We start from the raw sequence: 22,995 nt of genomic DNA, 5'->3' as shown, positions 1-22,995 counted from the left end.
CACCAGACATTGAAAATCAAAAATTGTTTTTGATGTTCGATGCTGTGAGTGCCCACACAGATTGCTTGATTCAAATTGTTAAAGAGCAGGGTCTGAAACTATAACCCTCACTGGTTTGCTTTGCAAGCCAGACCAGACGCGCACTGCGCCGTGCTGATGGAGGCGCATTATAGGGACTTGATTCTTTCTGACAAGCAAAAACTATGTGTTTTTTTGAGAAAAACGTTAAAGTGTTTAATCTGCAACCAGATCGTGCAAAATGCCATCATCAAGGGGCTCATAAGAGGTCACTTCCGACTGCAACCGGGCCGATCAGGCCAGGCAGCCGACTCTATATAGAGAGGGTTCATATATAAGAGGGAGATGCACAAATAGAAAAGGGTCCTGCCGGACCCTTTCAAATGTGTACCACTGACCAATCAGATGGAGAAGCTGGAGCCACAGCCACAGGTGGTCGAGGCGTTGGGGTTGGTCACGGTAAAGCGGGAGCCTTCCAGACCTTCGGTGTAGTCCACGCTACCCCCAACCAGATACTGCAGGCTCATAGGATCGATCACCATGGTCACGCCACTCTTCTCGACCACGGTATCCCCGTCGTTGATCTTTTCGTCAAAGGTGAAACCGTACTGGAAACCGGAGCAGCCCCCCCCAGTGATGTAGACCCGCAACTTGAGCTCGGGATTTTCTTCTTCGGTAATCAAGGTCTTTACCTTGTTCGCCGCCGCATCCGTCATCTGGATTGGCAACGGGGCTTCTGCTACTGCACTCATTACTGACCTCACAACCATTAGATCCACAAACATGGAAACCGCGAAATTATCTAATACCCGACCATTTAGTTCAAGTATTCACCACTCGCTTACTGCACCACGGGCAAGGGGGCTGGTTGAGTCACCAGAGGCTTGAGTACCTCGCTCCACTCTGCCACCAACTCCTGGGCTGGCTGGCGCCCCTCCTTGGCGATGATGATCCTCACCCGATCCGGCACAAAGCCTGTCGGCAGTTGCCAGTTGCCTTCCAACAGCTGGAAGTAGCGCAGCGCATAGCGCCCCTCCCCGACCTTCATGCCAAGCTCACGCCCGCTGAGGATCTTGGGCTTGTCTGCCAGACTGCCTTCGACCCTGATCTGTACCTGGCCCCGGAACAGCTCCCGCTTCTTGGCGGGCTGGGTCAAGGCCAGACGATAGTGATAGCGACCCGGCACGCTGGTTTCCTGCAGGGTCAGGTTGTCGATGGTCACCCCCACCTGATCACCGGTTGGGCGCATGATCCGCTCGAAGAAGGCCAGCTGGCGCTTCTGCTCCTGCACCTGGGCTTCCTGATCCTTGAGGGTCTTCTGCAACTGTTCGAAGGCCGCCTTCTGGGTCGCCAGCAAGGTATCCTTGACCCCCAGGTCCGTCTTGAGCTGACCTATGGCCTTGCTCTGTCGTTCCAGAGTCTCTTGCTGCACCGTCAGCAGACTGCTCTGGGCCAGCTCTTGCCGATTCCCGATGAAATAGCCGATGCAGGCCCCCACCGCCAGCACCACCAATACCTTCACGATTTGGGACATAGGGCCTCTTCTATTAGCACGCCATACCACGGCCTGTTTCCCTTCACTATACGCGACCTTGCCGGATTGATATGGATAAACAAGGAGTTAACTGGCAGCCACGCTGCCGTCTCCCCGCTTTTGACGCGCGGCGAGCCGTAAAGTTCGCTCCAGGATCTGGGAATAGATGGGGCGCCCTCCCAACCATTGCGCCACCAGGGTGGCCCCTATGGTGGTGATCATCATGGGCAGGATCAGCTGATAGTTGTCCGTCATCTCGGTCACCAGCACTATGCCGGTGATGGGAGCCCGCACAGTGGCGGCAAAGAGCGCCCCCATGCCGGCGATGGCGAAGGCGCCCGGCTCTATGCCCAGATCCGGAAAGGCCGCATGGAACAGGTGGCCGAAGATCACCCCGAACAGGGTACCGAGTGCCAGAGTAGGGGCAAAGACGCCACCGGGGGCACCCGAACAAAAACAGACCAGGGTAGCAATCAGTCGCACCGAGAAGATGAGGAAGAGGGTCGCCATCGCATAGTCGCCCCCCACCAGGTGAGGGATCAGCTCGGTTCCCCCACCGGTCACCGAGGGGGCAAACAGCGAGAGCACGCCGAAGGTGCCTGCCACCAGCATGCCGATGGCGACGAAGCGATGGCGTTTGTTCTGGTGCAGGGCCAGATAGCCATCCTGACAGGCGAGCACCAGCTTGTTGAACACGAAGCCCAGCACCCCGAAACAGCCCCCCATGAAGAGGAAGAGCCAGAGCGCCTTCAGGGCCGGGGCATCGTAGTGGGGCAGACTGATGACTGGCGCCTGCCCCTTCATGTTCTGCAGCATCAGGGTCGCCATGACGGCCGAGATCCCCACCGCCTTGATGGCGAGGAAGGAGTAACGAAACTGCGGCCGCATCTCCTCCATCACGAAGAGTATCCCCGCCAGCGGCGCATTGAAGGCGGCGGCCAGGCCTCCCGCCGCCCCCGCCGCCAACAGGGCATGACCATGCTCCTTGGGAAGCCGGAAGATATCCGCCACCATCTTGCCGAGGTTGCCGCCGATCTGCACCGAGGGCCCCTCCCGTCCCAGTACCATGCCGGAGCTCAGGGTACAGATGCCGCCGAAGAACTTGACCGGCAAGACCCGCCACCAGCGCACCGGACGCAACTCATCCATAGCCCCTTCTATCTCGGGAATGCCGGAGCCGCCCGCTTCCGGGGCGAAGGTATGAGTGAGGAAGTAGCCGACAAACCCCAGCAGGGCGCTGAAACCAAAGCCCAGCAGACCGAGTTGCCACCAGGGGCGATCGGCCAGCAGCAGGACCCGCTGCTGGGCCAGCCAGTGCACACCGGATTCAAACAACCCGCAGACCAGTCCGGCCAAAACACCGACCAGGGCGGCCAGCAAGAGCACCAGCAGCGGCATCTTGTCCCGCTGGATCAGGCGCTGCAGGGCAGGAGGGCGACCTTGTGTGGTCGCCTCGCGAGGGGGGATAGCTTGTTGCACCATGGGTATTCACGCTCATCTAACGAGGGTCGGAAACACCCGGCCTCGGCTCGGCTGCCCAGCACAGGGCCTTTCTGCTATAGTCGGCCCGTTTCATTTATCACGGGTGCAGACCGGGAGTCCGGGTGGCGAGAGCGCAAAGCATACTCCTCCCACCGCAGCCTGCCGAGCCGCAATCGACCGCCTGCGCCCGGGTGACGACCAAAATCCCATTAAGGATGATCCATGTCAAAATCAGATCAGCTGTTTGAACAGGCCCGCCAGACCATTCCGGGCGGCGTCAACTCACCGGTCCGCGCCTTCAATGGGGTCGGCGGCACACCCCGCTTCATCGATCACGCCGATGGCGCCTACCTCTATGACGTGGATGGTCAGGCCTATGTAGACTACATCGGCTCCTGGGGCCCCATGCTGCTGGGTCACAACCATCCGGCCATCAAGGCCGCCGTCATCAAGGCCGTTGAGAAGGGGCTGAGCTACGGCGCCCCCACCGAGATCGAAGTGCTGATGGCCGAGAAGGTACGCCAGATAGTGCCTTCCATGGAGCAGGTGCGTATGGTCAACTCCGGCACCGAAGCCACCATGAGCGCCATCCGCCTCGCCCGTGGCTACACCGGCCGGGACAAGATCGTCAAATTCGAAGGTTGCTACCACGGCCACGCCGACTCCCTGCTGGTGAAGGCAGGTTCCGGCGCCCTGACCCTGGGCCAGCCCAACAGCCCGGGCGTACCGGCCGATTTTGCCAAACACACTCTCACCTGTGTGTTCAACGATCTGGACTCGGTGCGCGAAGCCTTCACCCAGTACGGCAGCGAGATCGCCTGCATCATAGTCGAGCCGGTGGCGGGCAACATGAACTGCATCCCGCCGGTGCCCGGCTTCCTGGAAGGGCTGCGCGCCATCTGTGACGAGTTTGGCGCCCTGCTGATCCTGGACGAAGTGATGACCGGCTTCCGGGTCTCCCTGCGCGGCGCCCAGGGTTACTACAACATAGATCCCGACCTCACCACCCTCGGCAAGATCATCGGTGCCGGTATGCCGGTGGGCGCCTTCGGCGGCAAGAAGAAGGTGATGCAATACATAGCCCCGACCGGCCCCGTCTATCAGGCGGGCACCCTCTCCGGCAACCCTGTTGCCATGGCTGCGGGTCTGGCCATGCTGGACCTGCTGCTGGAGCCGGGTCTCTATGAGCAGCTGAGCGCCAAGACGGCCCGGGTGGCGGAAGGGCTGAAAGCCGCCGCTGCCAAACACGGCATCCCGCTCGCCATCACCTATGTGGGCGGCATGTTCGGCTTCTTCTTCACCGAAGAGACAGAGATCACCCGCTATGAGCAGGTGACCCGCTGCGACATGGAACGCTTCAAGCGCTTCTACCATCTGATGCTGGAAGAGGGTGTCTATCTGGCGCCGAGCGCCTACGAGGCGGGCTTCCTGTCATTGGCCCACGGCGACAAGGAGATTGAACACACCCTGGCCGCCGCCGAGCGCAGCTTCGCCAAACTGGCGGGCTGAGCCCTGCCGGAATGAACCAAGGGCCCATGAAGGGCCCTTTTTTGTTACCTCTGTCGTCTCGCCCTGCCAGAGCCTCCTTCTGGTGCAGACCCTTCTCTCTTCTCGCCGGTGTTTGCCACTTGCTGGTGCATCCACCACCACATTGGCTGTCATAAAGCGGGCCCACTATTTGCACTGCTTTATTCAGGAGCCCACTTGACCGAGGTCCATATGGCAGAGATGAGCCCCATCGATGTGCTGCGGCGTTATCAGGAGTACGAAACCGAGTTGACCCCCCTGTTGCTGGGGCTGCTTACCCTCCCCCAGGAGGCCCTCAAAGGCTATCCCTTCGTGCTGAGCGTGCAGAGCCTGGACCTGAGCCAGGCAAGAGCGGGGATCCTGCCCCCCATTCCGGCCCCGCAGGGGCAGCTGCGACTGAAGGTGCAGGGCCATGGCCGCGAGCTTGAGATCAATCTGCACCAGCTGATCGCCTGGCTGATGGGGGACAGGGAGCGGCGCCGCGCCATCCCCTGGTTCAGGGCAGTCTACGTGATCCTGAGCCTGGCGCTGTTTCTCATCGTGGGAACCCTGATCTGGCATGGCCTAGAGCAGCTCTATCTGCTGCTGTGCGGTACCCAGCAGAACCGGCTCGGCGCCTTCAGCGCCATCATCTTCCTGACCCTGGCGCTGGCGGTGTTCGATCTGGGCAAGACCATACTGGAGGAGGAGGTGCTGTTGCATAAGGACATCTTCCGCCACAGCGCCATTCGCCGCACCATCACCCGCTTCATCGCCGCCATCCTGATCGCTGTCTCCATCGAGGGGCTCTTGCTGCTGTTCAAGGGATCCCTCGGCCAGAACGAACTACTCTGGCCTGCGGTGGGGGTGATGGGCTGCGCCGTGGGATTGCTGCTGGCGCTGGGACTCTATGTCTTCCTCGGAGCCAAGGCCGAGGCCGCCCTGGTCGCCTCCAGCCAGCGGCCAGCGGCGGCCCCGCAGCAAGCGCCGCTCACCAGGCGGCATGGCCGGATCAGGCGGGCCGGATAAGCCTTCGCCAGACTCCGAATCTCCTCATTTATGGCATCACGAGCTGGCGGCACCGGCCAGCCGAGACTCGGGCTGACGGCGCGTAGCCTGCCAGGAGGCATACATGGTCCAGGAGGTGTAGATGACGATGAAGGCCACCAGCCATTTGAGCATCTCCATGTCCATGGACTGTACCAGCATGGCCGCCAGCACCACGCCGATGGGGCCGAAGAGAGCTACCGCCAGCACGGCCCTGGCATCGAAGGCCCCCTTGCGGATGAAGGTGCCCGCCGAGAAGACGCTGAGCACGGCGGTGGACCCCATCATGATGGGGAAGGCCGCCAGCGGGTTCATCCCCAGCAGATAGACCAGGGTCATGCAGGGGGCGAACAGCCCTATGCCCACATTCATCAGTACCCCGAACAGGAAGTTGCCGAGCAGGGCTATCCCCAGCTTGTAGCCACTGAGCCCCATGGCCTCGCCGCCCAGGGGGAAGAGCCCCAGCAGCCCGGCAAAGATGAGCCCGGCCACCACCAGCAGGGAGACCGCCATCACCAGCCTGATGGTCTGGCGATCGAACGAGGCCACATGACGGGCCCCCCAGGCGGCGCCCGCGGCGGCGGCGGCCATCATGCTGATGAGAGTGAGCGGATCCACCTTGACCACGCCGATGAAGATCAGCGACTGGGTGACCGTCGGCAGCACGCACTGACCGTTGAGGGTGCCCGGCAGCAGGCGATCGTCAATCAGCTTGAACTGCTTGTAGCAGGCGGTCTTGACCGCGAAGCTGCCGACCCCAAGGGTGTCGAGAAAGTTGGCGACGAAGCCGATGCCCGCCACCGGCCAGAAGGGGGTGGACTCCAGCTCGCCCCGGCGCCGCTTGTGCCACCAGGCGTGGACCAGCATGAAGATAAAGACCAGGGCGCAACCGATAAACAACAGGCGCAGAAAAGTGACAAGCATAGGGGGACCTCCAGCAACGGGCGGCGATTCTAAGGCAGCCCACAGAAAAAATCCTGGTCTGGATCACGCTTTCATCGGATGCAAACGTTTGGCCCCGTCAGTTTCTGATGGTAAAGCTCGAATGACTCTGCCAATACTTGTCGTTGAGGGCGCAAGCCCGCACTCATCGGGCGTAGTCCTGGTCATTTCGCGACGACCACAGCACCGATGGGCATAAGCAAAAGAAGGCGGTCACCCGCCTTCTTTTTATTGCCTTTCGTCACCTAGGCCGCAACGGCCTCAGGAGATCCAGCGCGGCAGCCTGGGAGCCAGGCGGTCGATCAGCCGATCCGACAATGGGGTCAGCAGCAAGGGCGGCAGGCAGATGAGGGCGAGGCAGAGGGCGCCGACATAGACGTCCGTCAGCCAGTGGGCACCGGCGAGGATGCGAGGGGCCGAGAACAGGGGCACCATCAGCACGGCGATCACGGCGACCCGGCGCGGCAGGTAACGCAGGGCAAAACCGGCGAAGATCATCAGGAACAGCGCATGATCCCCGGGGAAGCTGTCGCCGGCAGAGTCCTTGGTCGGGATGGCGCTGAGCTCGCTCAGCCGCAGCGCCCCGTCCACCGTCAGGGTCGGGCTGGGACGGCTGACCGGCAACAGGTGGCCGAGCTGATTGATCACCAGGGCACCCAGCAACATGACGATCCCCATGGCCACCAGGCGACGGCGCGCCTCACCCTGAGCCCGGAAGAAGCAGGTGGCCAGGATCAGTCCCATGCAGCCCAGGGCGACCAGATCGAACAGGCGATTGTTGGTGATGGCCACCAGATCGGCCCAGCGGACGGATTGGCCCAGCCAGCCATTGACCAGCTGGAAGGTGGCGAGATCCCAGTGATCCCAGGGGCCATGACCCGGCAGGGCAGCCCAACTGAGGGCAATCAGGCCCCCGATCAGATAGAGAGGTATGAACTTGCTCATGCCGAGTCTTCCTTCAAAAAGCGGTGATTCTAGGTCAGCCTCCCGGTGACTTGAATCACAAAAATGTAAGAATTCATGTAACAAACAATATCCTATTGAATCTTGTTTGCACCCGCCCTGCCACCCCCCGGATGCGGGAGCAGCCAGCGCCACCTTGGCGCGCCGGGGGCTTGCGGCTAGTATGAGGCTCTTTTCATTCAGGATGATGGCTATGCGCAGCTACCTTCGCATGATGTTGTTTGCCCTCGGTTTGCTGGCGGGCGTGCAGATACCGGGGATCGTCGATCTCTACTACCAGCGGCTGGATGCGCGCCTGCAGCAGGCCAGCCTCAGCCTGGCACCCTTCCAGCGCACCGCGGATCAGCACTTTGGCGGCGATCTCGACTCCCTGGTCGCTCATTACGGCGCCAGCCAGGATCCCGTCTTCACCCAGGATGCCACCAGTCTGCAGCAGCTGGTGAGCCAGCAGCGCCACCTGCAGCAGGAGCGCGCCTTCCAGGATAGGCCCTGGTACCTGCAGCTCTCCCACCTGCTGTCGCAGGCGGACCCCATGCTCTGGCAGGACACCCTGCGCAACTACGGCTATGTGGTGCCCCTCAAGCAGGCCGCCATCTTCTGTGGTGTGGCGGTGGGACTGCTCGCCTCCCTGCTGGGGGATCTGCTGCTCAGCCTGCTCCTGCTGCCCTTTCGCCAGCGCCAGCCCGCCCCCCGTCACGCCCTGCGCTGATCTCCAGCCGTCTCAAGCAACAGGGGCCAGCGGCCCCTGTTGTCGTTCTCCTCCCTGAAAGGGGCTACTCGAAGGGTTCGAGATAGGCCTCGATGGCCTTCTTCAGCCAGGCCAGCACCTTGCCGTGATGGGCGTTCTCCGACAGATAGACTCCGTAATCGCGCCACTGCAGGCTGAACTTGTGCTTCAGGGTCAGCAGCTCCCCCTGGCGCAGCTGGCTCTGGATCAGCGGTGAGGGCAACACAGCCCAGCCGAGGCCGTCCAGCACAGCATCCCGCATCAACTCGAAGCTCGACAACCCTATGTGCTGGCCGCCGATGGGGAGCAGGCTCTTGACCGAGAACTCGTCCACATAGGAGAGGGTGACCTGGGTCTGATCGGTGAGATCCTGCTGCAGCACCCGCTTCAACCCCGCCAGCGGGTGGCTTGGCGCCACCACCATCAGGGTGCGGATGGGGTTGAGCACCTCTATGTTGAGGCCGCTGCGCTCCTGATCTTCGGTGATGAGGCCGAAGGCGGCATCCACGAACCCCTCCTCCACCAGGGAAGGCAGCTCGGGGGGCGAGGCCAGCACCAGGGAGATGCTGGTGCCGGGAAACTGGTGGCGCAACGCCCCCAGCATCTCGCGCCAGACCGGCTCGGGGATGGCGTCATCCCGCGCCACCCTGAGCGCCACCTCGGCGCCCGAGGCGTGGTGCTCGCACTTGAGCTTGAGGCTGTTGGCCGCCTGCAGCAGCCGCCGGCAGTCGTCCAGCACCTGCTCCCCTATCTCGGTCAATCGACTCTGGTTGGCCCCTCGTTCAAAAAGGTCGACGCCAAGCTCCACTTCCAGGGCGGCGATCGCCGTGCTGACGGCACTTCGGCTCTTGCCAAGGCGTCTGGCGGCATTGGCAATCGAACCACTGTCTGCTGATTCTACAAAGAGTTGTATCTGATAAAGCTTCATGATCGCGCTCTTGTGGCAGCTTGTTCCATCCTCACCTTACGCCGCGCCCCTCCCCCAAGGCAAACCGTCAGCGCCAGAATTATCGACGCTCAGCGATACCCGGATCTTGCCCAGCTGCGGCTATCCTCTCCCTCGTCGTAGCAACAGAAGGAAACCCCATGTTATTCAGTCCCCTGCTTTTGGCCCGCCTCTTCCTGACGGGCGCCATCCTGACCGAGGTGGCAGGCACCTCTACCATGGCCCTGATCCCGGAGAGTGAGGCCGGCTGGCTCAACTATCTGCCGATGTGGCTCCTCATCGCCCTCTCCTACCTGCTGCTGGCCAAGGCCGCCAAAACAATCTCCATTGGTATTGCGTTCGCACTCTGGGAAGGGCTGGGAATCGCCCTGATCACCGCCGTCTCAGTGCTGTTCCTTGGCCATGAGCTGAGTGTGCAGGAGTGGGTCGGGCTGGCGCTGGCAATAGTGGGCATTGTTATGGTGACCCTGGGGGAAACCCATGCCGAGCCGGTTGACGCCACCCCTGCCAAGGAGCTCCCATGCACCCGTTGATCATCGTCCTGGGCGCCGCCCTGCTGGATGTGGGGGCCAACATGGCCATCAACCGCTCCCTCGGTTTTCGTCACAAGGGCTGGGGCCTGCTCGGCATACTGCTGGTGCTCTGTGCCTTTACCCTGCTCTCGGAAGCGGTGAGCACTGGCAGCATAGATCTCGCCGTGGCCTATGCCACCTGGGGTGCCATCGGCATCCTGGGCACCGCCCTCGGCGGCCTGCTGCTGTTTGGCGAGCGTCTCAAGCCCGTCGGCTGGGTCGGCATCCTGATCATGGCCGTCGCCGTGGCCCTGCTGACCACGGCGTGATGAACACCTGACCCCATGAAAAAGCCGCCCGGTGTTCGCCGGGCGGCTTTTTACGCACTCATGTTGCCGCAAAGCCCGCTCATGCCGGCCCGGCATCGACCTCGTAGAGCTCCAGCGGCAGGCCGTCGGGATCGGCGAAGAAGGTGAAGCGACTGCCGGTCAGCTCGTCCACCCGCACCGGCTCCACGGCCACTCCCTGGTGCTCCAGATGGGCGATGACGGGATCGAGCGCAGTCACCCGAAACGCCAGGTGCCGCAGGCCGCACGCCTCCGGCCTGGAAGGGCGCGGCGGCGGGGCCGGAAAGCTGAACAGCTCCAGCTGGCTGCCATCCGGCAGCGCCAGATCCAGCTTCCAGGAGTGGCGGGCCTCCCGCAGGGTCTCGTTGATGATGGGCAGCCCCAGCACCTGGTGGTAGAAGTGGCGCGAGCGCTCATAGTCGCTGGCGATGATGGCCACGTGGTGAATGCCGCCGAGCAGGGGAAGTGTCATGGCAATCCTTGTAAAACGGGCAGCCAGGCTGCCCGTTCTCGTTAGTTGAAGAAGCCGCCGAACCACTGATCCAGCGCGTTGACCGGGTTGGAGACAGGGCTGGCGCAGCTCATGGGCTCCCCCAGCCCAGCCAGCTTGGCCGGCACCTGCAGGCTGCCGGGACAGTCGCTGGCGACACGGGCGCCGCTCGCGCGGGAGAAGCTGGCCCAGCTCACCCCTTCCGGCATCTTCAGCCCCAGGCTGTTGACGCCACGCTGGCTCATGTAACCGCTGAACAGCTGCAAGGCACCGCTGGCCCCGGTCAGCCCGGCGGGCTGGTTGTCATCCCGACCGACCCAGACGCTCACCAGCTCGTTGTTGTCCATACCGGCAAACCAGGAGTCCCGCAGCTCGTTGGTGGTCCCTGTCTTGGCGGCCATGGTGGCGCCGGGGAACTTGGCGCCGAGCGCCCGGGCCGTGCCCTGGCTCACCGTCTTGGTCATGGCGAACAGGGTCAGCCAGCTGGCCTGGGGATCCGTCACCCGCTTGGCGGTCTCGTCATGCTGATAGAGCTGGCTGCCATCGCTGTTTACCACGGCGCGAATGGCCGACAGCGGCTGGGTCAGCCCCTGGTTGGCGATGGGCAGGTACATCTGGTTCACCTCCATGGGCGAGAGCGCCACCGCCCCCAGCACCAGGGAAGGATAAGGCTGGATCTCCTGCTGGACCCCCAGCTTGTGCAGGGTGTCCACCACCTTGTCGAGCCCCACCTGCAGACCCAGGTTGACGGTCGGCACGTTGAGGGAGCTGGCGAGCGCCTCCATCAGCGGCACGCTCTGGCGGAACTTGCGATCGTAGTTCTGCGGCGTCCAGATCTGGCCATCCTGGCCGCGGATACGGATCGGCTGATCCTTGAGCGGTGTGCCCAGGGTCAGGCCGTTGGAGAGACCGGTGAGATAGACAGCCGGTTTCACCAGGGAGCCTATCTGACGACGGGCATCCAGCGCACGGTTGAAGCCGGCGTAACGGGGATCCCGCCCCCCCACCATGGCGACCACCTCGCCCTTGTGCCAGTCGGAGACCACCATGGCCGCCTCCAGCTTCTTCTTGCCGCGCTGCTTCTCGATGGTGGCGAGGCCGGTCTCGACCGCCTGCTCGGCGGCGTGCTGGGCGATGGGATCCAGGCTGGTGAAGATCTTGAGGCCGGACTGCTTGAGCAGATCCGGGCCGAAGCGGTTCTGGATCTCCCGCTTGAGCAGCCCCATGAAGGCCGGGGTGCGGCCATAGCTCATCTGGCCCCGGGTGATGATGCCAAGGGGCTGCTTACTGGCCAGCTCATACTCGGCCTGGGTCAGGCTGCCGTGCTCCATCAGCAGTTTCAGCACCAGATCCCGGCGCGCCTTGGCCCGCTCGGGGAAGCGCCAGGGATCGTAATAGGAGGGCCCCTTCACCATGCCCACCAGCAGGGCCACCTGATCGATGTCCAGCTCGTTGACCGGGATGCCGAAGTAGAAGTAGGAGGCGAGCCCGAAGCCATAGACCCCTTGCGAGAAGTTCTGCCCCAGGTAGACCTCGTTGAGGTAGGCCTCCAGGATCTCGTCCTTGCTGTAGCGGTAGTCGATGAGCACTGCCATATAGGCTTCCTGTGCCTTGCGCCACAGGCTGCGCTCCCGGGTCAGGAAGAAGTTCTTGGCGAGCTGCTGGGTGAGGGTGCTCCCCCCCTGCACTGTGCGCCCCGCCAGCACATTGGCCACCATGGCACGCATGATGGCCACCGGCGAGACGCCGCCGTGCTGATAGAAGTCGCGATCTTCGGTGGTCAGCAGGGTCACCAGCAGGCTGTCCGGCACCTCGGCGATGCGTACCAGCAGGCGATCCTCCCTGTCCTCGGTGTTGAGGCGGTCAAGCAGCACAGGGTCCATCTGGGCATAACCTAGCTGACGCTGGTTCTCCAGAGACTGGATCCCCTCCAGCCGCGCACCGTTGAAGGTGAGACGCAGGCCACGGGCGCCGTCGGCGCCGTCATGGAACTCGAACGGACGGCGTACCAGCTCGATGCGATTGCCGTTGACCGCATACTCCCCCGGGGTGTGGGGCTGACGCACCTGCTTGTAGCTCAGCATGTTGAGCTCGCGCAGCATCTGGGTCTGGGAGAGGCGCTGGCTGGGGTAGAGCTCCAGCGGGCGGCTGTAGACCATCACGGGCAACTGCCACTTCTCGCCATCGAAGCGCTCGCGCACCTTGGTATCGAGGTAGATGCCGAACACCACCATGAAGGCCGCCACCACCAGGGAGAGCTTGAAGCCAAGCCAGAACAGCTTGCGCCAGATGGTGCGTTTGGGAGCTGCCTTCTTGGGAGGGCTCTTGCGTCGTTGGGTTGCCATAAATCCTCTTTGCTTTCCTTTCTACTTGTTATGTCGCATTCGCGAACGTCCGATCGGGCTTAACCAATCGAATCTGGATCCTGGGTTTCATTTCGCCAGACATTCGTCAGACAAATGGATGCCCACTCCCTCATCCCAACCCTTATCCCACAAGGGGAGAAGGGAGCAAACACCAAGCTCGATCGGTTCCCTCTCCCTCTGGGAGAGGGCGAGGGCCGTCTGCTGGAGTTGGGCTTAGCTAGGCTCAGCACCAACCTAGATCCCCATCTTCTTCTTGGTGACCTTCGTCGGCATGGCCTCCAGGGGGTTGTCCGGCCAGTAGTGGCGGGGGTAACGCCCCTTCATCTCTTTCTTCACCTGCTCGTAGGATCCCGCCCAGAAGGCGGCGAGATCGGCGGTGATCTGCAGCGGTCGCTGGGCCGGAGAGAGCAGCTCCACCACCAGGGGCATCCGGCCATCGGCCACGCAGGGGGTCGTGCCCTGCCCGAACATCTCCTGAATGCGCACCGGGATCACCGGGGCCTGCCCCGGCTGATAGCGGATCCGCACCCGGCTGCCGGTCGGCGCGCTGAAGTGGCTTGGCAGCGCCTCGTCCAGCCGTTTTGGCAAGGGCCAGGGCAGGGACTGGCGCAGCAGATCGGAGAGGTTGAGCTTCTTCAATTGCTCCAGCCGGGTCATGCCGCTCAGGGCAGGCAAGAGCCACTCCTCCAGCCGGGCCAGCAGACTCTCGTCGTCCATGGCGGGCCAGCCCTCGTCCGGCAGCCAGTCGCGGGCGCAGCGCAATCGGGCCAGCAGCCCCTCGCTGGCATCATCCCAGGGCAGCACATGCAACCCCTTGCGCCGGATGCCCTGCAGCAGGCAGCGCCCCTTCTGCTCGTCGGAGAGATCCGTCAGCGGCCGCTGGCCGAGCACCAGTTCGCCGAGCATCTGCTGGCGCTCGGCGCGGACCCGCTCTTCCCGCTCGTCCCAGTCGAACCACTGGCGTTCGCTCACCAGCTCCGGCAGCTGGCGCACCAGCTCGTCCAGCGCCACCGGCTCGGCGATGAAGATGCGGCTGCCGCGATCGTTCTGCCCCATCTCTATGGCGATCAGGGCCCCTTGTCCCTGACATGGGTGACCTTCTACCAGATCGCAGCCGATCCCACCACTGAGTTGATAGCGGCTGCCACTGCGCAGCTTGCCGATCCGATCCGGCCAGGCGAGGGCGCACAGCAGCCCCAGCCACTGACCCTGGGCGGTCGCAGGCCTTGCGCCAAGGCGCTCGAACCAGCGGGCTGCCCCCTGACGCAGGGCCCCCAGACGACGATGGAAGAGCACGGAAAGGCGCTCGGATCCTCGCAGATCTTCTTCCAGCAGCGCCACCAGGAAAGCCGCATCGGCGACAATCCCTGTCAGACCCTCGGCCTCCAGCTCCCGGGCCCGCAACAACATGCGCGCCAGACGGGGATGAGTGCCGAAGGCGGCCATGGTACGGCCGGCCGGGGTGAGTTGTTGCTCACCCTCCGCCTTCATGGCCCCCAGGGCCACCAGCAGGCGCCGGGCGCTCGCCACCGCCGCCGCAGGGGGCATGTCGAGCAGCGGCAGGCTCTCCACCCTGGCGCCCCACTGGGCGGCGTCCAGCAGCAGACCGGTCAGCTCCTGGGTGAGGATGTCCGGCGGACTGTGCTCGGCGAGGCGCTCCTGCACTTCGCTGCTCCAGAGCCGGTAGCAGACCCCGGGGCCGAGACGGCCGGCACGGCCTGCCCGCTGGGTGGCGGAGGCCCTGGCAATCTGACGGGTCTCCAGCCGGGTGACGCCGCTTCTCAGATCGAAGGTGGCGCGCCGCTCCAGCCCGCTGTCGATGACCACGGATACCCCCTCTATGGTGAGGGAGGTCTCCGCCACATTGGTGGTGAGCACCAGCTTGCGGCTCCCCGCCGGGGCGGGCTCTATGGCCGCCTGCTGGGCCGCCATGTCGAGGCGACCGTAGAGGGGGGTGAGGCGCACGTCATCCGGCAGGCGCCCCTCCAGCCACTGGGCGAGTCGCTCTATCTCCCCCTGTCCCGGCAGGAACACCAGGGCACTGCCCCCGTGGGCCGCCAGCGCCTCCAGCACCACGGCGCCCACCTGGGGCTCCAGCCACTGCTGGCGGTTGGCGGGGCGGTAGTGGTAGTCGATGGGAAAGCCGCGCCCCTCGGAGCGGATCACAGGGGCGTCTGGCAACAGGGCCTCCAGCGCCATGCCCTCCAGGGTGGCGGACATAATGAGCAGCTTGAGATCCTCCCTCAACCCCTGCTGGCTCTCGATGGCGAAGGCCAGGGCGGTATCGGCATGCAGGCTGCGCTCGTGGAATTCGTCGAAGATCACCAGGGAGACGCCGGTCAGCTCGGGGTCTTGTTGCAACATCCGGGTCAGCACCCCCTCGGTCACTATCTCGAGCCGGGTCGCGGCACTGGTGCGACTCTCGCCTCGCACCCGCAGCCCGATGCGCTCCCCCACCGTCTCCCCGAGCTGACGCGCCAAAAAGCCCGCTATATTGCGGGCCGCGAGGCGCCTGGGCTCCAGCATGATAATGCGACCGGGCAGCCGGTTTAGGCGCACCAGCTCCAGGGGCAGCAGGGTCGACTTGCCTGCCCCCGGGGGGGCCTGCAGTATCACGCTGGCGTGGCTGTCGATGGCATCAAACAGCTCGGGCAGCACAGAGACTATGGGGAGTTGGGACAAAACGGAGAAGACCTTCTGTGATGACCAGGAAAACGGCGCCCATTCTGCCACAGCCAGCCGCCCACCGTCAGCAGCCGTGCCGGATGTGCGCCAACCGGTTGGGGCAGACCCGGGGAGCACTCAGCCCGCCCGGACAGGCGCGAGACGCGACCAGGAGACATCCGCAGACGAGCTGCCATAGAATGGCTCTTTCATGTGAGTACCACGAGGACCGACGCTGCGCATGCCCAGACTCTTCTTTGCCCTGCCCCTGCACCAGCTTGCCCCCGCCCTGATCGACTGGCGCGAACGGCGTCCCTGGCCCGGCCTGCCGGTGTCCGAACGCAATCTGCATTTGACCCTGGCCTTTCTCGGTGAGGCCGACGAGGCCACTCGGGACAGGCTGATCGCCGCCGCCGCACAGCAGCGCTGTCCCCCTTTCAGCGTCCATCTGGATCAGACCGGCTGGTTTCAGCGTGCCAGGGCCGCCTGGGTGGGGCCCAGTGAATGGCCAAACGAGCTGAACGTGCTGGCCAGGGCCCTGCGTCGCCACGGCGAGAAGCTGGGGCTTGGCAACGGGGAACAGGGCTACCGCCCCCATGTCACCCTGTCGCGCAAGGCCGGCGAGGCCCCGGAGGCGCTGCCCGCCCCCGATCTTGTGCTGCAGGCGGACAGCTTCTGCCTCTACCAGTCCGTCAGCACCCCGCAGGGGGTCAGCTATGAACCCATCGCCTGCTGGCCCCTGCGTGCCCGCATCAAAGAGACCAACAGCGAGGAGCTGACCCCATGATCTTCGATCCCCCTTTGCAATCCGGTCTGCTCATCGCCCGCTACAAGCGCTTCCTCACCGATGTGCAGCTAGCCGATGGTGAGACCATCACCATCCACTGCGCCAATACCGGCGCCATGACGGGCTGTGCCGATCCGGGCACCCAGGTCTGGTACTCCACCTCGAACAACCCCAAGCGCAAGCTGGCCCACAGCTGGGAGATAGCCCAGAGCCCGGCGGGTCACTTCATCTGCGTCAACACGGCGCGGGCCAACCAGATCGCCCGGGAGCTCATCGAGCAAGGGGCACTGGCGCCGCTGGCGGGTTATGCCAGGCTGCGAACCGAGGTGAAATACGGGGAGGAGAACAGCCGCATCGACCTGTTGCTGGAAGACGATCACAGGCCAAGTTGTTACATAGAGGTGAAATCCGTCACCCTGCTCGACGAGCGGGAACAAGCGGGCATGGGCTACTTCCCCGATGCGGTCACCGCACGTGGCGCCAAGCACTTGCGTGAATTGATGGCCATGAAGGCGGCCGGGCACAGAGCCGTGCTGCTGTTCATGGTTTTGCACTCCGGCATCGCGAGAATGCGCCCTGCAGCCCATATAGATCCGCACTATAGTCAGCTTGTTGAGCAGGCGATGGCGGCAGGGGTTGAAATTTTATGCTATCGCCCCCATGTTGGGGTGCAGGGCATGGTGGCTCAAGATTTCATTCCATTTGAATCTGACCATCTGCTACCCGAGGGCTGAGAATAAATGCTGGAGTGGGTAACATTATTGACAAGGCTTGTTTGCCTCCCGTTGACCCTTCTGCTATAGATACCGCCCTCAATTTATGGATGGCACGGGTAGCGTGCTGAATTAGGAGACAGGGCATGCCAACAGGCGAAAACAGGAAATCTCTGGGCCCCCTGGCCATTGCGGGTGTAGAGCCTTACCAGGTAAAAGCCGGTGAGGAGTACATGAATGACCAACAAAAGGTACATTTTCGCAAGATCCTGGGAGCCTGGCGCAACCAACTGATGCAGGAAGTTGACCGCACCGTCGACCACATGAAGGATGAGGCTGCAAACTTCCCGGATCCGGTCGATCGCGCCGCGCAGGAAGAAGAGTTCGCACTCGAACTGCGCACCCGCGACCGTGAACGCAAGCTGATCAAGAAGATCGAAAAGACCTTGCTGCTGCTCGAAGAAGACGACTTTGGTTACTGCGAACATTGCGGTATCGAAATCGGTATTCGTCGTCTGGAAGCCCGTCCGACCGCCGACCTCTGTGTCGACTGCAAGACGCTGGCTGAAATCAAGGAAAAACAGATGGCTGGCTGATGCCGCCCATCGACATGGACAAAAAAAGGGAGCTCGCAGGCTCCCTTTTTTATTGAGCTTTTCCCGCGACCATCCCAGAATGCAGCCTCAATGCATCGTCTACCCGAATTCCCATGGCCATGACTCCCTCCTCCCCTGTTCGACCCCATGTCGGTCGCTTCGCCCCCTCCCCGTCAGGTCCGCTCCACTTCGGCTCCCTGGTCGCCGCCCTTGGCAGCTTCTTGCAGGCGAGATCGCAACAGGGGCGCTGGCTGGTGCGCATCGAGGACATAGATCCGCCGCGGGAGATGGCCGGGGCCAGCGGGCTCATCCTCAAGACCCTGGAGGCCCATGGCCTCGGCTGGGATGGGGAGGTGATGTTCCAGAGCGCGCGCCACGGCCGTTATGACGAGATCATCGATCAGCTCTATCGGGCCGGGGATCTCTACTGGTGCCGCTGCACCCGGCGCGAGATCATGGCGGCGGGCGGCTTCTACAACGGCCACTGCCGCGCCCTTGGGCTGACGGCAGAGGGCTGCGCCGCCCGCCTGCGCCAGCATAATCCCGTCTACCACTTCGAGGATGAGTTGCAGGGCCATATCGCTGTGCCTGCGGCGCTCGCCGAGGAGGACTTCATCGTGCGCCGCCGGGACGGCCTCTATGCCTACAACCTGGCGGTGGTGGTGGATGACATGGACAGCGGCATCACAGAGATAGTGCGCGGCGCCGATCTGCTGGAGCCCACTGTGCGCCAGATTGCCCTCTACCAGACCCTGGGGGCAGACGTCCCCGCCTGGGTGCACCTGCCGCTGGCGGTGCTGGCGGATGGCAACAAGCTGTCGAAGCAGAACCATGCGCCGGCGCTGGCACATGATGACGTCAGGCCCGCCCTTTGGCAGGCCCTCGCCTTCCTCGGCCAGTGTCCGCCACCTTGCTTAAGAGAGAATACCGTCGACGAGATCATCGCCTGGGGCATTGCCCACTGGCAGCTGGCCCGGGTCCCCCGCCAGCAGAAGATAGTGCTGGGGGCCAGGTAAGCAGACCCCCGGAGCAAAAGCAGGCCGCAGCGTTTCTCATTTGAGCAGGCCAGAACCAGGGGAAGTGAAAGCGTCGTTCCTTGTACGACCTGGCCCGAATCGGGGAAGCAGACCGCAGCGTTTCTCATTTGGTCGGGCCTGAGCTATGATAGGCCGCTATTTTTTGGCCTCCCGTCAATTTGAAGTCATGAAGAGGTGTACCATTTTTTCCCAGATCGCAAACTTTTGCCGCAAGGTGCTCGGCAAGGAAGACGGCGAGCAGTCGATGGAGTCTCCCATTCCAGCCCGTGTCGCCGGTCAACGCCGAACCTTGAGCCGTGACCAGCACCCCATCTCGCGCAAAGAGATCAGCGAGAATGCGCTCAAGGTGCTCTACCGCCTGAACAAGGGTGGCTACGAAGCCTACCTGGTGGGTGGTGGCGTCCGGGATATTCTGCTCGGGAGAACGCCAAAGGATTTCGACATCGCCACCGATGCCACGCCGGAGCAGATCAAGGCGTTGTTCAGCAACTGCCGCCTGATCGGCCGTCGTTTCCGCCTGGCTCACATCGTCTTTGGTCGTGACGTGATCGAAGTGGCTACCTTCCGTGGTCACCACCATCAGGTCAATACCAGCAAGCACGTGTCGGCCCAGTCTGATGAAGGCATGCTGCTGCGCGACAACGTCTACGGCACCATAGAAGAGGATGCCGAGCGTCGTGACTTTACCGTCAACGCCCTCTACTACAGCGCCAAGGATTTCACCCTGCACGACTTCGAGGGTGGCATCGAGGATCTTGCCGAGCGCAAGCTGGAGCTGATCGGTGACCCCGAGACCCGCTACCGGGAAGATCCTGTGCGCATGCTGCGCGCCGTGCGCTTCGCCGCCAAGCTGGAGATGACCATAAGCCCGCGCACCGCCGCCCCCATCCGGGAACTGGCGCCGCTGTTGCAGGACATTCCGGCCGCCCGTCTGTTCGAGGAGACCCTCAAACTGTTCTTGGCCGGTGACGGTCTCGCCACCTACAAGCTGCTGCGCGAATACGGGCTGTTCCAGCCCCTGTTCCCCCAGGTCGCCGCCCTGTTTACGCCCAACGGCAACTCGCCCTACGAGCAGTTCATCGAACTGGCGTTGATGGACACCGATACCCGGGTCCGTGAAGACAAGCGTGTCACCCCGGCCTTCCTCTATGCCACCCTGCTGTGGGGCGCCGTCGAGGCCCGTGCCCGGGTGCTGGAAAACGAGAGCGGCCTGCCCTGGCACGACGCCTTCATGCTGGCCATCAACGAGGTGCTGGATGCCCAGGTGCGGATCATTGCCGTGCCGCGCCGCTTCACCACTGACGTGCGCGACATCTGGGCCCTGCAACAGCGCCTGACCCGTCGTCAGGGTCGCCACCCCGAGCGCGCCATGGAGCATCCGAAGTTCCGTGCAGCCTTTGACTTCCTGCTGCTGCGCAACCGGGTCGAGCGCGGCCTCGGCGAGCTGGCCAGCTGGTGGGAGCGCTATGTGGCCTCCAACCCGGATGTGCGTCCACAACTGCAACGGGAAGCGACCCGCCGCCCGGCGAGCGGTGAGCGTGCCCCGGCGGCCGAGCCGCGCGGAGACGGTGAGAAACGCAGCAGCAACAGCCGCAACCGCCGTCGCCCCCGTCGTCGCAAGCCGAAAGCGGCAGAATAAAGGCCACCCGATGATCGAGGTCTTCATTGCCATCGGATCCAACCTGGGCAATCCCGTCGCCCAGGCCAGACAGGCCGTCGCCGCCCTGGGCTGGCTGCCGGAATCCGAATTGCAACAGGCCTCGCAGCTTTACGGCAGCCGCCCCATGGGCCCTGCGGATCAGCCGGACTACGTCAATGCCGTGGTGCGGCTTCATACCCGGCTAGGCCCCCTGGCTTTGCTGGATCAACTGCAGAAAATCGAGCGGGAACAGGGACGTGTGCGCAAGGACGAGCGTTGGGGTCCAAGAACCCTGGATCTGGATCTGCTGCTGTACGGCGAGCAAGTCATCCAGCATGAACGCCTGATCGTTCCCCACTACGGCATGAAGGAGCGGGAGTTCGTCCTGCTGCCCCTTGCCGAAATCGCCCCCGCCCTGGTGCTGCCCTGCGGCACCCCGCTCACCGAACTGGTTGCCCGCTGCCCGCGCAATGGTCTCGAGATCCTTGCCGCCGCAACGGGTGAGTAGACGAGTAGGAGCAACGTAATGAGCAAGATCACCATCACCGACCTGCAGAAGATGAAGCAGGACGGACAAAAAATCACCGCCATCACCGCCTATGACGCCACCTTCGCCAAGCTGTTCGACGACGAAGGCGCCCAGGTGCTGCTCATCGGTGATTCCCTCGGCATGGTGCTGCAGGGAGGGGACGACACCCTGGCTGTCAGCATGGATGAGATGGTCTACCACACCCGCTGCGTGGTGCGTGGCGCCAGCAAGGCGCTGGTGGTCACCGACATGCCGTTCATGAGCTATGCCACTCCCGAGCAGACCTACCAGAACGCCGCCCGGCTGATGGCCGCCGGCGCCCGCATGGTGAAGATGGAAGGGGGCGACTGGCTGTGCGAGAGCATTCGCCACCTGACCCGCAACGGCGTGCCTGTCTGCGGTCACCTGGGGCTGACCCCGCAATCCGTCCACGTGTTTGGCGGCTTCAAGGTGCAGGGGCGCGACGAGTTCCACGCCCAGGAGATCTACCGTCAGGCCCTCGAACTGCAGGCCGCAGGCATCCAGCTGCTGGTGCTCGAATGCGTGCCGGTCGCCCTGGCCGAGCGCATCAGCAAGGCGCTGCGCATCCCGGTGATCGGCATAGGCGCGGGCCCGGCCACCGATGGCCAGATCCTGGTGATGCACGACGCCTTTGGCATCACCTCCGGCTATGTGCCCAAGTTCACCAAGAACTTCCTGGCCGAGACGGGCGACATGCGCGCCGCCATCCGCCTCTATGTGCAGCAGGTCAGCGAGGGCACCTTCCCCGGTCCCGAGCACTGCTTCAACTGATCCAGGCCTCATGAACCGCAACGGGGGCTGAGCCCCCGTTTCGCATCCCTCTCTGGCCCTTTCAATCCCTGTTTCTTTGACCTATCCGAAGGTGAACTGTTGATGTTGGTTGTGAACAATCCTGCCGCTCTGCGTGAACAGATCGGCCAATGGCGCCGCGAAGGCCACGCCATCGCATTCGTGCCCACCATGGGTAATCTGCACCAGGGCCATCTGACCCTGGTCGATGAGGCCCGCAGCCGCGGCGACAAGGTGGTGGTCAGCATCTTCGTCAACCCCTTGCAGTTCGACAAGGCCGAGGATCTCGCCAACTATCCCCGCACCCTGGAGCAGGACTGCGCCGCCCTGCAGGCCGCCGGCGTGGATCTGGTGTTCACCCCGACCCCGGAGCTGATGTATCCCCAGGGGCTCGCCAGCCAGACCTTCGTCGAGGTGCCGGGTCTCTCCAGCCTGCTGGAAGGGGCGCTGCGCCCTGGCCACTTCCGTGGTGTCAGCACTGTCGTCACCAAGCTGTTCAACCTGGTGCAGCCCGACGTGGCCTGCTTCGGCCAGAAGGATTACCAGCAGCTGGCGCTCATTCGCAAGATGGTGGCCGACATGGCCATGCCGGTCGAGATAGTCGGCGTGCCCACTGTGCGGGCCGAGGACGGGCTGGCGCTCTCCTCGCGCAACGGCTACCTGACCGCCGCCGAGCGGGCCCTGGCCCCCGAGCTCGCGCGTACCATGAACTGGATTGCCGAGCAGATTGAAGCGGGGAACCACCACCTGCCCTCCCTGGTGGCCCAGGCCAGCCAGCGTCTCGACAACGCAGGATTCAGGACGGACGCCATCGACATCGTCGACGCCGACACCCTGGAATCCTCCACTTCTGCCAGCAAGCGGCTGGTGATCCTGATGGCTGCCTATCTGGGCAAGGCCCGCCTTATCGACAATAGCGTCGTCGCCCTTCAGGGTTGAGACACGGCAAGGAGAAACAGATGTCCAAGAAGGTTTATTGCATCGCCCAGTTCCTGCCCAAGCCGGGCAAGGAGCAGGCCCTGTTCCAGGTCTTGCAGGGGCTGGAGCCCAACACCCTGAGGGAAGACGGCTGCCTGCAGTACAGAGTCACCCGCCACATTGCCAGCCCGTTCGCCGAGGGGGAGAGCTTCCCCATCGTCTTCAACGAGATTTGGCAAGACATGGCCAGCTTCGAGGCCCACTGCCAGCGCGCCGAGATCAAGGCCTTCTTCGAGCGTTACTGTCTGGCCGAAGAGGGTCTGGCGGCCAAGTGGAACGTCTGCGTCTACAGCGACGAGCCGGCGGACTACGACGCGCCAGCCCTCTAAGGCTCTGCACCAGATGTCTAGTCCTGAAATAGG

General features: G+C 63.5%; 23 protein-coding genes. 14 read left to right on the top strand and 9 right to left on the bottom strand.

Annotated elements, in window-relative coordinates:
- Positions 1–419 precede the first annotated feature (419 nt).
- The 3 genes from erpA to clcA all read right to left on the bottom strand — a co-directional run bounded on the left by erpA (position 420) and on the right by clcA (position 3,034).
- Entirely contained in the window at positions 420–770 is a 351-nt protein-coding gene (erpA, locus tag G4923_RS16605) for an iron-sulfur cluster insertion protein ErpA (RefSeq protein WP_025328177.1), read from the bottom strand.
- Positions 771–859: 89 nt separating this feature from the next.
- A complete protein-coding gene (locus G4923_RS16600; protein ID WP_139745420.1) occupies positions 860–1,552 on the bottom strand; it encodes a DUF6776 family protein in 693 nt (230 codons plus the stop codon).
- Positions 1,553–1,639: 87 nt separating this feature from the next.
- On the bottom strand, positions 1,640–3,034 hold the full coding sequence (gene clcA / locus G4923_RS16595) for a H(+)/Cl(-) exchange transporter ClcA (protein ID WP_163137735.1): 1,395 nt from the start codon (positions 3,032–3,034) through the stop codon (positions 1,640–1,642).
- Between the two features lie 222 nt (positions 3,035–3,256).
- On the opposite strand from clcA, the gene hemL reads away from it, so the two are divergent.
- Entirely contained in the window at positions 3,257–4,543 is a 1,287-nt protein-coding gene (hemL, locus tag G4923_RS16590) for a glutamate-1-semialdehyde 2,1-aminomutase (RefSeq protein WP_163137734.1), read from the top strand.
- 210 nt (positions 4,544–4,753) lie between these two features.
- Positions 4,754–5,569 (top strand): hypothetical protein, encoded by an 816-nt coding sequence (locus tag G4923_RS16585; RefSeq protein ID WP_240455362.1) that lies wholly within the window; start codon positions 4,754–4,756, stop codon positions 5,567–5,569.
- 36 nt (positions 5,570–5,605) lie between these two features.
- Here the strand turns inward: G4923_RS16585 and G4923_RS16580 are convergent, their stop codons facing one another.
- Both G4923_RS16580 and G4923_RS16575 read right to left on the bottom strand, forming a co-directional pair.
- Entirely contained in the window at positions 5,606–6,511 is a 906-nt protein-coding gene (locus G4923_RS16580; protein WP_163137733.1) for a sulfite exporter TauE/SafE family protein, read from the bottom strand.
- 279 nt (positions 6,512–6,790) lie between these two features.
- A complete protein-coding gene (locus G4923_RS16575) occupies positions 6,791–7,474 on the bottom strand; it encodes a phosphatase PAP2 family protein (RefSeq protein WP_139745423.1) in 684 nt (227 codons plus the stop codon).
- A gap of 211 nt (positions 7,475–7,685) precedes the next feature.
- Here G4923_RS16575 and G4923_RS16570 point away from each other — a divergent pair, with 211 nt between their 5' ends.
- Complete coding sequence (locus tag G4923_RS16570) at positions 7,686–8,201, top strand: DUF2937 family protein (RefSeq protein ID WP_163137732.1); 516 nt, start codon at positions 7,686–7,688, stop codon at positions 8,199–8,201.
- 64 nt (positions 8,202–8,265) lie between these two features.
- On the opposite strand, the gene G4923_RS16565 is transcribed toward G4923_RS16570, so the two are convergent.
- Positions 8,266–9,147 carry a LysR family transcriptional regulator gene (locus tag G4923_RS16565; RefSeq protein ID WP_139745425.1) on the bottom strand — a complete coding sequence of 294 codons (882 nt, stop codon included), beginning with the start codon at positions 9,145–9,147 and terminating at the stop codon, positions 8,266–8,268.
- A 158-nt stretch (positions 9,148–9,305) separates the two neighbouring features.
- Here G4923_RS16565 and G4923_RS16560 point away from each other — a divergent pair, with 158 nt between their 5' ends.
- Both G4923_RS16560 and G4923_RS16555 read left to right on the top strand, forming a co-directional pair.
- Positions 9,306–9,698, top strand: coding sequence for a DMT family transporter (locus tag G4923_RS16560; RefSeq protein WP_163137731.1), 393 nt, complete (start codon positions 9,306–9,308; stop codon positions 9,696–9,698).
- On the top strand, positions 9,686–10,006 hold the full coding sequence (locus G4923_RS16555) for an SMR family transporter (RefSeq protein ID WP_163137730.1): 321 nt from the start codon (positions 9,686–9,688) through the stop codon (positions 10,004–10,006). The genes G4923_RS16560 and G4923_RS16555 overlap by 13 nt, the downstream gene beginning before the upstream one ends.
- Before the next feature lie 79 nt (positions 10,007–10,085).
- Here G4923_RS16555 and gloA2 read toward each other — a convergent pair whose 3' ends face one another.
- The 3 genes from gloA2 to hrpB form a co-directional block, all read right to left on the bottom strand.
- Entirely contained in the window at positions 10,086–10,496 is a 411-nt protein-coding gene (gene gloA2 / locus G4923_RS16550) for an SMU1112c/YaeR family gloxylase I-like metalloprotein (RefSeq protein WP_163137729.1), read from the bottom strand.
- A 41-nt stretch (positions 10,497–10,537) separates the two neighbouring features.
- The gene (mrcB, locus tag G4923_RS16545; RefSeq protein WP_163137728.1) at positions 10,538–12,859 is read right to left on the bottom strand and encodes a penicillin-binding protein 1B; all 2,322 of its coding nucleotides are present in this window, start codon (positions 12,857–12,859) and stop codon (positions 10,538–10,540) included.
- Positions 12,860–13,114: 255 nt separating this feature from the next.
- The gene (gene hrpB, locus G4923_RS16540) at positions 13,115–15,562 is read right to left on the bottom strand and encodes an ATP-dependent helicase HrpB (protein ID WP_163137727.1); all 2,448 of its coding nucleotides are present in this window, start codon (positions 15,560–15,562) and stop codon (positions 13,115–13,117) included.
- A 223-nt stretch (positions 15,563–15,785) separates the two neighbouring features.
- Between hrpB and thpR the strand changes: the two genes are divergently transcribed.
- The 9 genes from thpR (at position 15,786) to G4923_RS16495 (ending at position 22,962) form a co-directional block, all read left to right on the top strand.
- Complete coding sequence (gene thpR, locus G4923_RS16535; RefSeq protein ID WP_163137726.1) at positions 15,786–16,331, top strand: RNA 2',3'-cyclic phosphodiesterase; 546 nt, start codon at positions 15,786–15,788, stop codon at positions 16,329–16,331.
- A complete protein-coding gene (gene sfsA / locus G4923_RS16530) occupies positions 16,328–17,065 on the top strand; it encodes a DNA/RNA nuclease SfsA (RefSeq protein WP_163137725.1) in 738 nt (245 codons plus the stop codon). Before thpR ends, sfsA begins: the two co-directional genes overlap by 4 nt.
- Before the next feature lie 125 nt (positions 17,066–17,190).
- The gene (gene dksA, locus G4923_RS16525) at positions 17,191–17,640 is read left to right on the top strand and encodes an RNA polymerase-binding protein DksA (protein ID WP_005329052.1); all 450 of its coding nucleotides are present in this window, start codon (positions 17,191–17,193) and stop codon (positions 17,638–17,640) included.
- Positions 17,641–17,753: 113 nt separating this feature from the next.
- Positions 17,754–18,656, top strand: coding sequence for a tRNA glutamyl-Q(34) synthetase GluQRS (gluQRS, locus tag G4923_RS16520; protein ID WP_111910449.1), 903 nt, complete (start codon positions 17,754–17,756; stop codon positions 18,654–18,656).
- A gap of 187 nt (positions 18,657–18,843) precedes the next feature.
- Positions 18,844–20,316: a polynucleotide adenylyltransferase PcnB gene (pcnB, locus tag G4923_RS16515; protein ID WP_162520155.1), complete on the top strand. Its 1,473-nt coding sequence runs from the start codon at positions 18,844–18,846 to the stop codon at positions 20,314–20,316.
- Positions 20,317–20,326: 10 nt separating this feature from the next.
- A complete protein-coding gene (folK, locus tag G4923_RS16510; protein ID WP_163137724.1) occupies positions 20,327–20,824 on the top strand; it encodes a 2-amino-4-hydroxy-6-hydroxymethyldihydropteridine diphosphokinase in 498 nt (165 codons plus the stop codon).
- A gap of 18 nt (positions 20,825–20,842) precedes the next feature.
- On the top strand, positions 20,843–21,637 hold the full coding sequence (gene panB, locus G4923_RS16505) for a 3-methyl-2-oxobutanoate hydroxymethyltransferase (RefSeq protein WP_042648904.1): 795 nt from the start codon (positions 20,843–20,845) through the stop codon (positions 21,635–21,637).
- Positions 21,638–21,739: 102 nt separating this feature from the next.
- Positions 21,740–22,594, top strand: a complete 855-nt coding sequence (gene panC / locus G4923_RS16500) for a pantoate--beta-alanine ligase (RefSeq protein WP_163137723.1) — start codon at positions 21,740–21,742, stop codon at positions 22,592–22,594.
- Between the two features lie 20 nt (positions 22,595–22,614).
- The gene (locus tag G4923_RS16495; RefSeq protein ID WP_139434066.1) at positions 22,615–22,962 is read left to right on the top strand and encodes a putative quinol monooxygenase; all 348 of its coding nucleotides are present in this window, start codon (positions 22,615–22,617) and stop codon (positions 22,960–22,962) included.
- The last annotated feature ends 33 nt before the right edge of the window (positions 22,963–22,995 follow it).

The sequence above is a fragment of the Aeromonas rivipollensis genome (assembly GCF_010974825.1).
In the GTDB taxonomy this organism is placed as follows: domain Bacteria; phylum Pseudomonadota; class Gammaproteobacteria; order Enterobacterales; family Aeromonadaceae; genus Aeromonas; species Aeromonas rivipollensis.
Note: the sequence above shows the minus strand (reverse complement) of the source record. Positions and strands in the feature narration are given on the sequence as shown.

What these genes read in the sequence shown, in the direction of transcription:
- erpA (WP_025328177.1), bottom strand. Translation starts at nt 770, where the DNA reads ATGAGTGCAGTAGCAGAAGCCCCGTTGCCAATCCAGATGACGGATGCG.
- G4923_RS16600 (WP_139745420.1), bottom strand. Translation starts at nt 1,552, where the DNA reads ATGTCCCAAATCGTGAAGGTATTGGTGGTGCTGGCGGTGGGGGCCTGC.
- clcA (WP_163137735.1), bottom strand. Translation starts at nt 3,034, where the DNA reads ATGGTGCAACAAGCTATCCCCCCTCGCGAGGCGACCACACAAGGTCGC.
- hemL (WP_163137734.1), top strand. Translation starts at nt 3,257, where the DNA reads ATGTCAAAATCAGATCAGCTGTTTGAACAGGCCCGCCAGACCATTCCG.
- G4923_RS16585 (WP_240455362.1), top strand. Translation starts at nt 4,754, where the DNA reads ATGGCAGAGATGAGCCCCATCGATGTGCTGCGGCGTTATCAGGAGTAC.
- G4923_RS16580 (WP_163137733.1), bottom strand. Translation starts at nt 6,511, where the DNA reads ATGCTTGTCACTTTTCTGCGCCTGTTGTTTATCGGTTGCGCCCTGGTC.
- G4923_RS16575 (WP_139745423.1), bottom strand. Translation starts at nt 7,474, where the DNA reads ATGAGCAAGTTCATACCTCTCTATCTGATCGGGGGCCTGATTGCCCTC.
- G4923_RS16570 (WP_163137732.1), top strand. Translation starts at nt 7,686, where the DNA reads ATGCGCAGCTACCTTCGCATGATGTTGTTTGCCCTCGGTTTGCTGGCG.
- G4923_RS16565 (WP_139745425.1), bottom strand. Translation starts at nt 9,147, where the DNA reads ATGAAGCTTTATCAGATACAACTCTTTGTAGAATCAGCAGACAGTGGT.
- G4923_RS16560 (WP_163137731.1), top strand. Translation starts at nt 9,306, where the DNA reads ATGTTATTCAGTCCCCTGCTTTTGGCCCGCCTCTTCCTGACGGGCGCC.
- G4923_RS16555 (WP_163137730.1), top strand. Translation starts at nt 9,686, where the DNA reads ATGCACCCGTTGATCATCGTCCTGGGCGCCGCCCTGCTGGATGTGGGG.
- gloA2 (WP_163137729.1), bottom strand. Translation starts at nt 10,496, where the DNA reads ATGACACTTCCCCTGCTCGGCGGCATTCACCACGTGGCCATCATCGCC.
- mrcB (WP_163137728.1), bottom strand. Translation starts at nt 12,859, where the DNA reads ATGGCAACCCAACGACGCAAGAGCCCTCCCAAGAAGGCAGCTCCCAAA.
- thpR (WP_163137726.1), top strand. Translation starts at nt 15,786, where the DNA reads ATGCCCAGACTCTTCTTTGCCCTGCCCCTGCACCAGCTTGCCCCCGCC.
- sfsA (WP_163137725.1), top strand. Translation starts at nt 16,328, where the DNA reads ATGATCTTCGATCCCCCTTTGCAATCCGGTCTGCTCATCGCCCGCTAC.
- dksA (WP_005329052.1), top strand. Translation starts at nt 17,191, where the DNA reads ATGCCAACAGGCGAAAACAGGAAATCTCTGGGCCCCCTGGCCATTGCG.
- gluQRS (WP_111910449.1), top strand. Translation starts at nt 17,754, where the DNA reads ATGGCCATGACTCCCTCCTCCCCTGTTCGACCCCATGTCGGTCGCTTC.
- pcnB (WP_162520155.1), top strand. Translation starts at nt 18,844, where the DNA reads ATGAAGAGGTGTACCATTTTTTCCCAGATCGCAAACTTTTGCCGCAAG.
- folK (WP_163137724.1), top strand. Translation starts at nt 20,327, where the DNA reads ATGATCGAGGTCTTCATTGCCATCGGATCCAACCTGGGCAATCCCGTC.
- panB (WP_042648904.1), top strand. Translation starts at nt 20,843, where the DNA reads ATGAGCAAGATCACCATCACCGACCTGCAGAAGATGAAGCAGGACGGA.
- panC (WP_163137723.1), top strand. Translation starts at nt 21,740, where the DNA reads ATGTTGGTTGTGAACAATCCTGCCGCTCTGCGTGAACAGATCGGCCAA.
- G4923_RS16495 (WP_139434066.1), top strand. Translation starts at nt 22,615, where the DNA reads ATGTCCAAGAAGGTTTATTGCATCGCCCAGTTCCTGCCCAAGCCGGGC.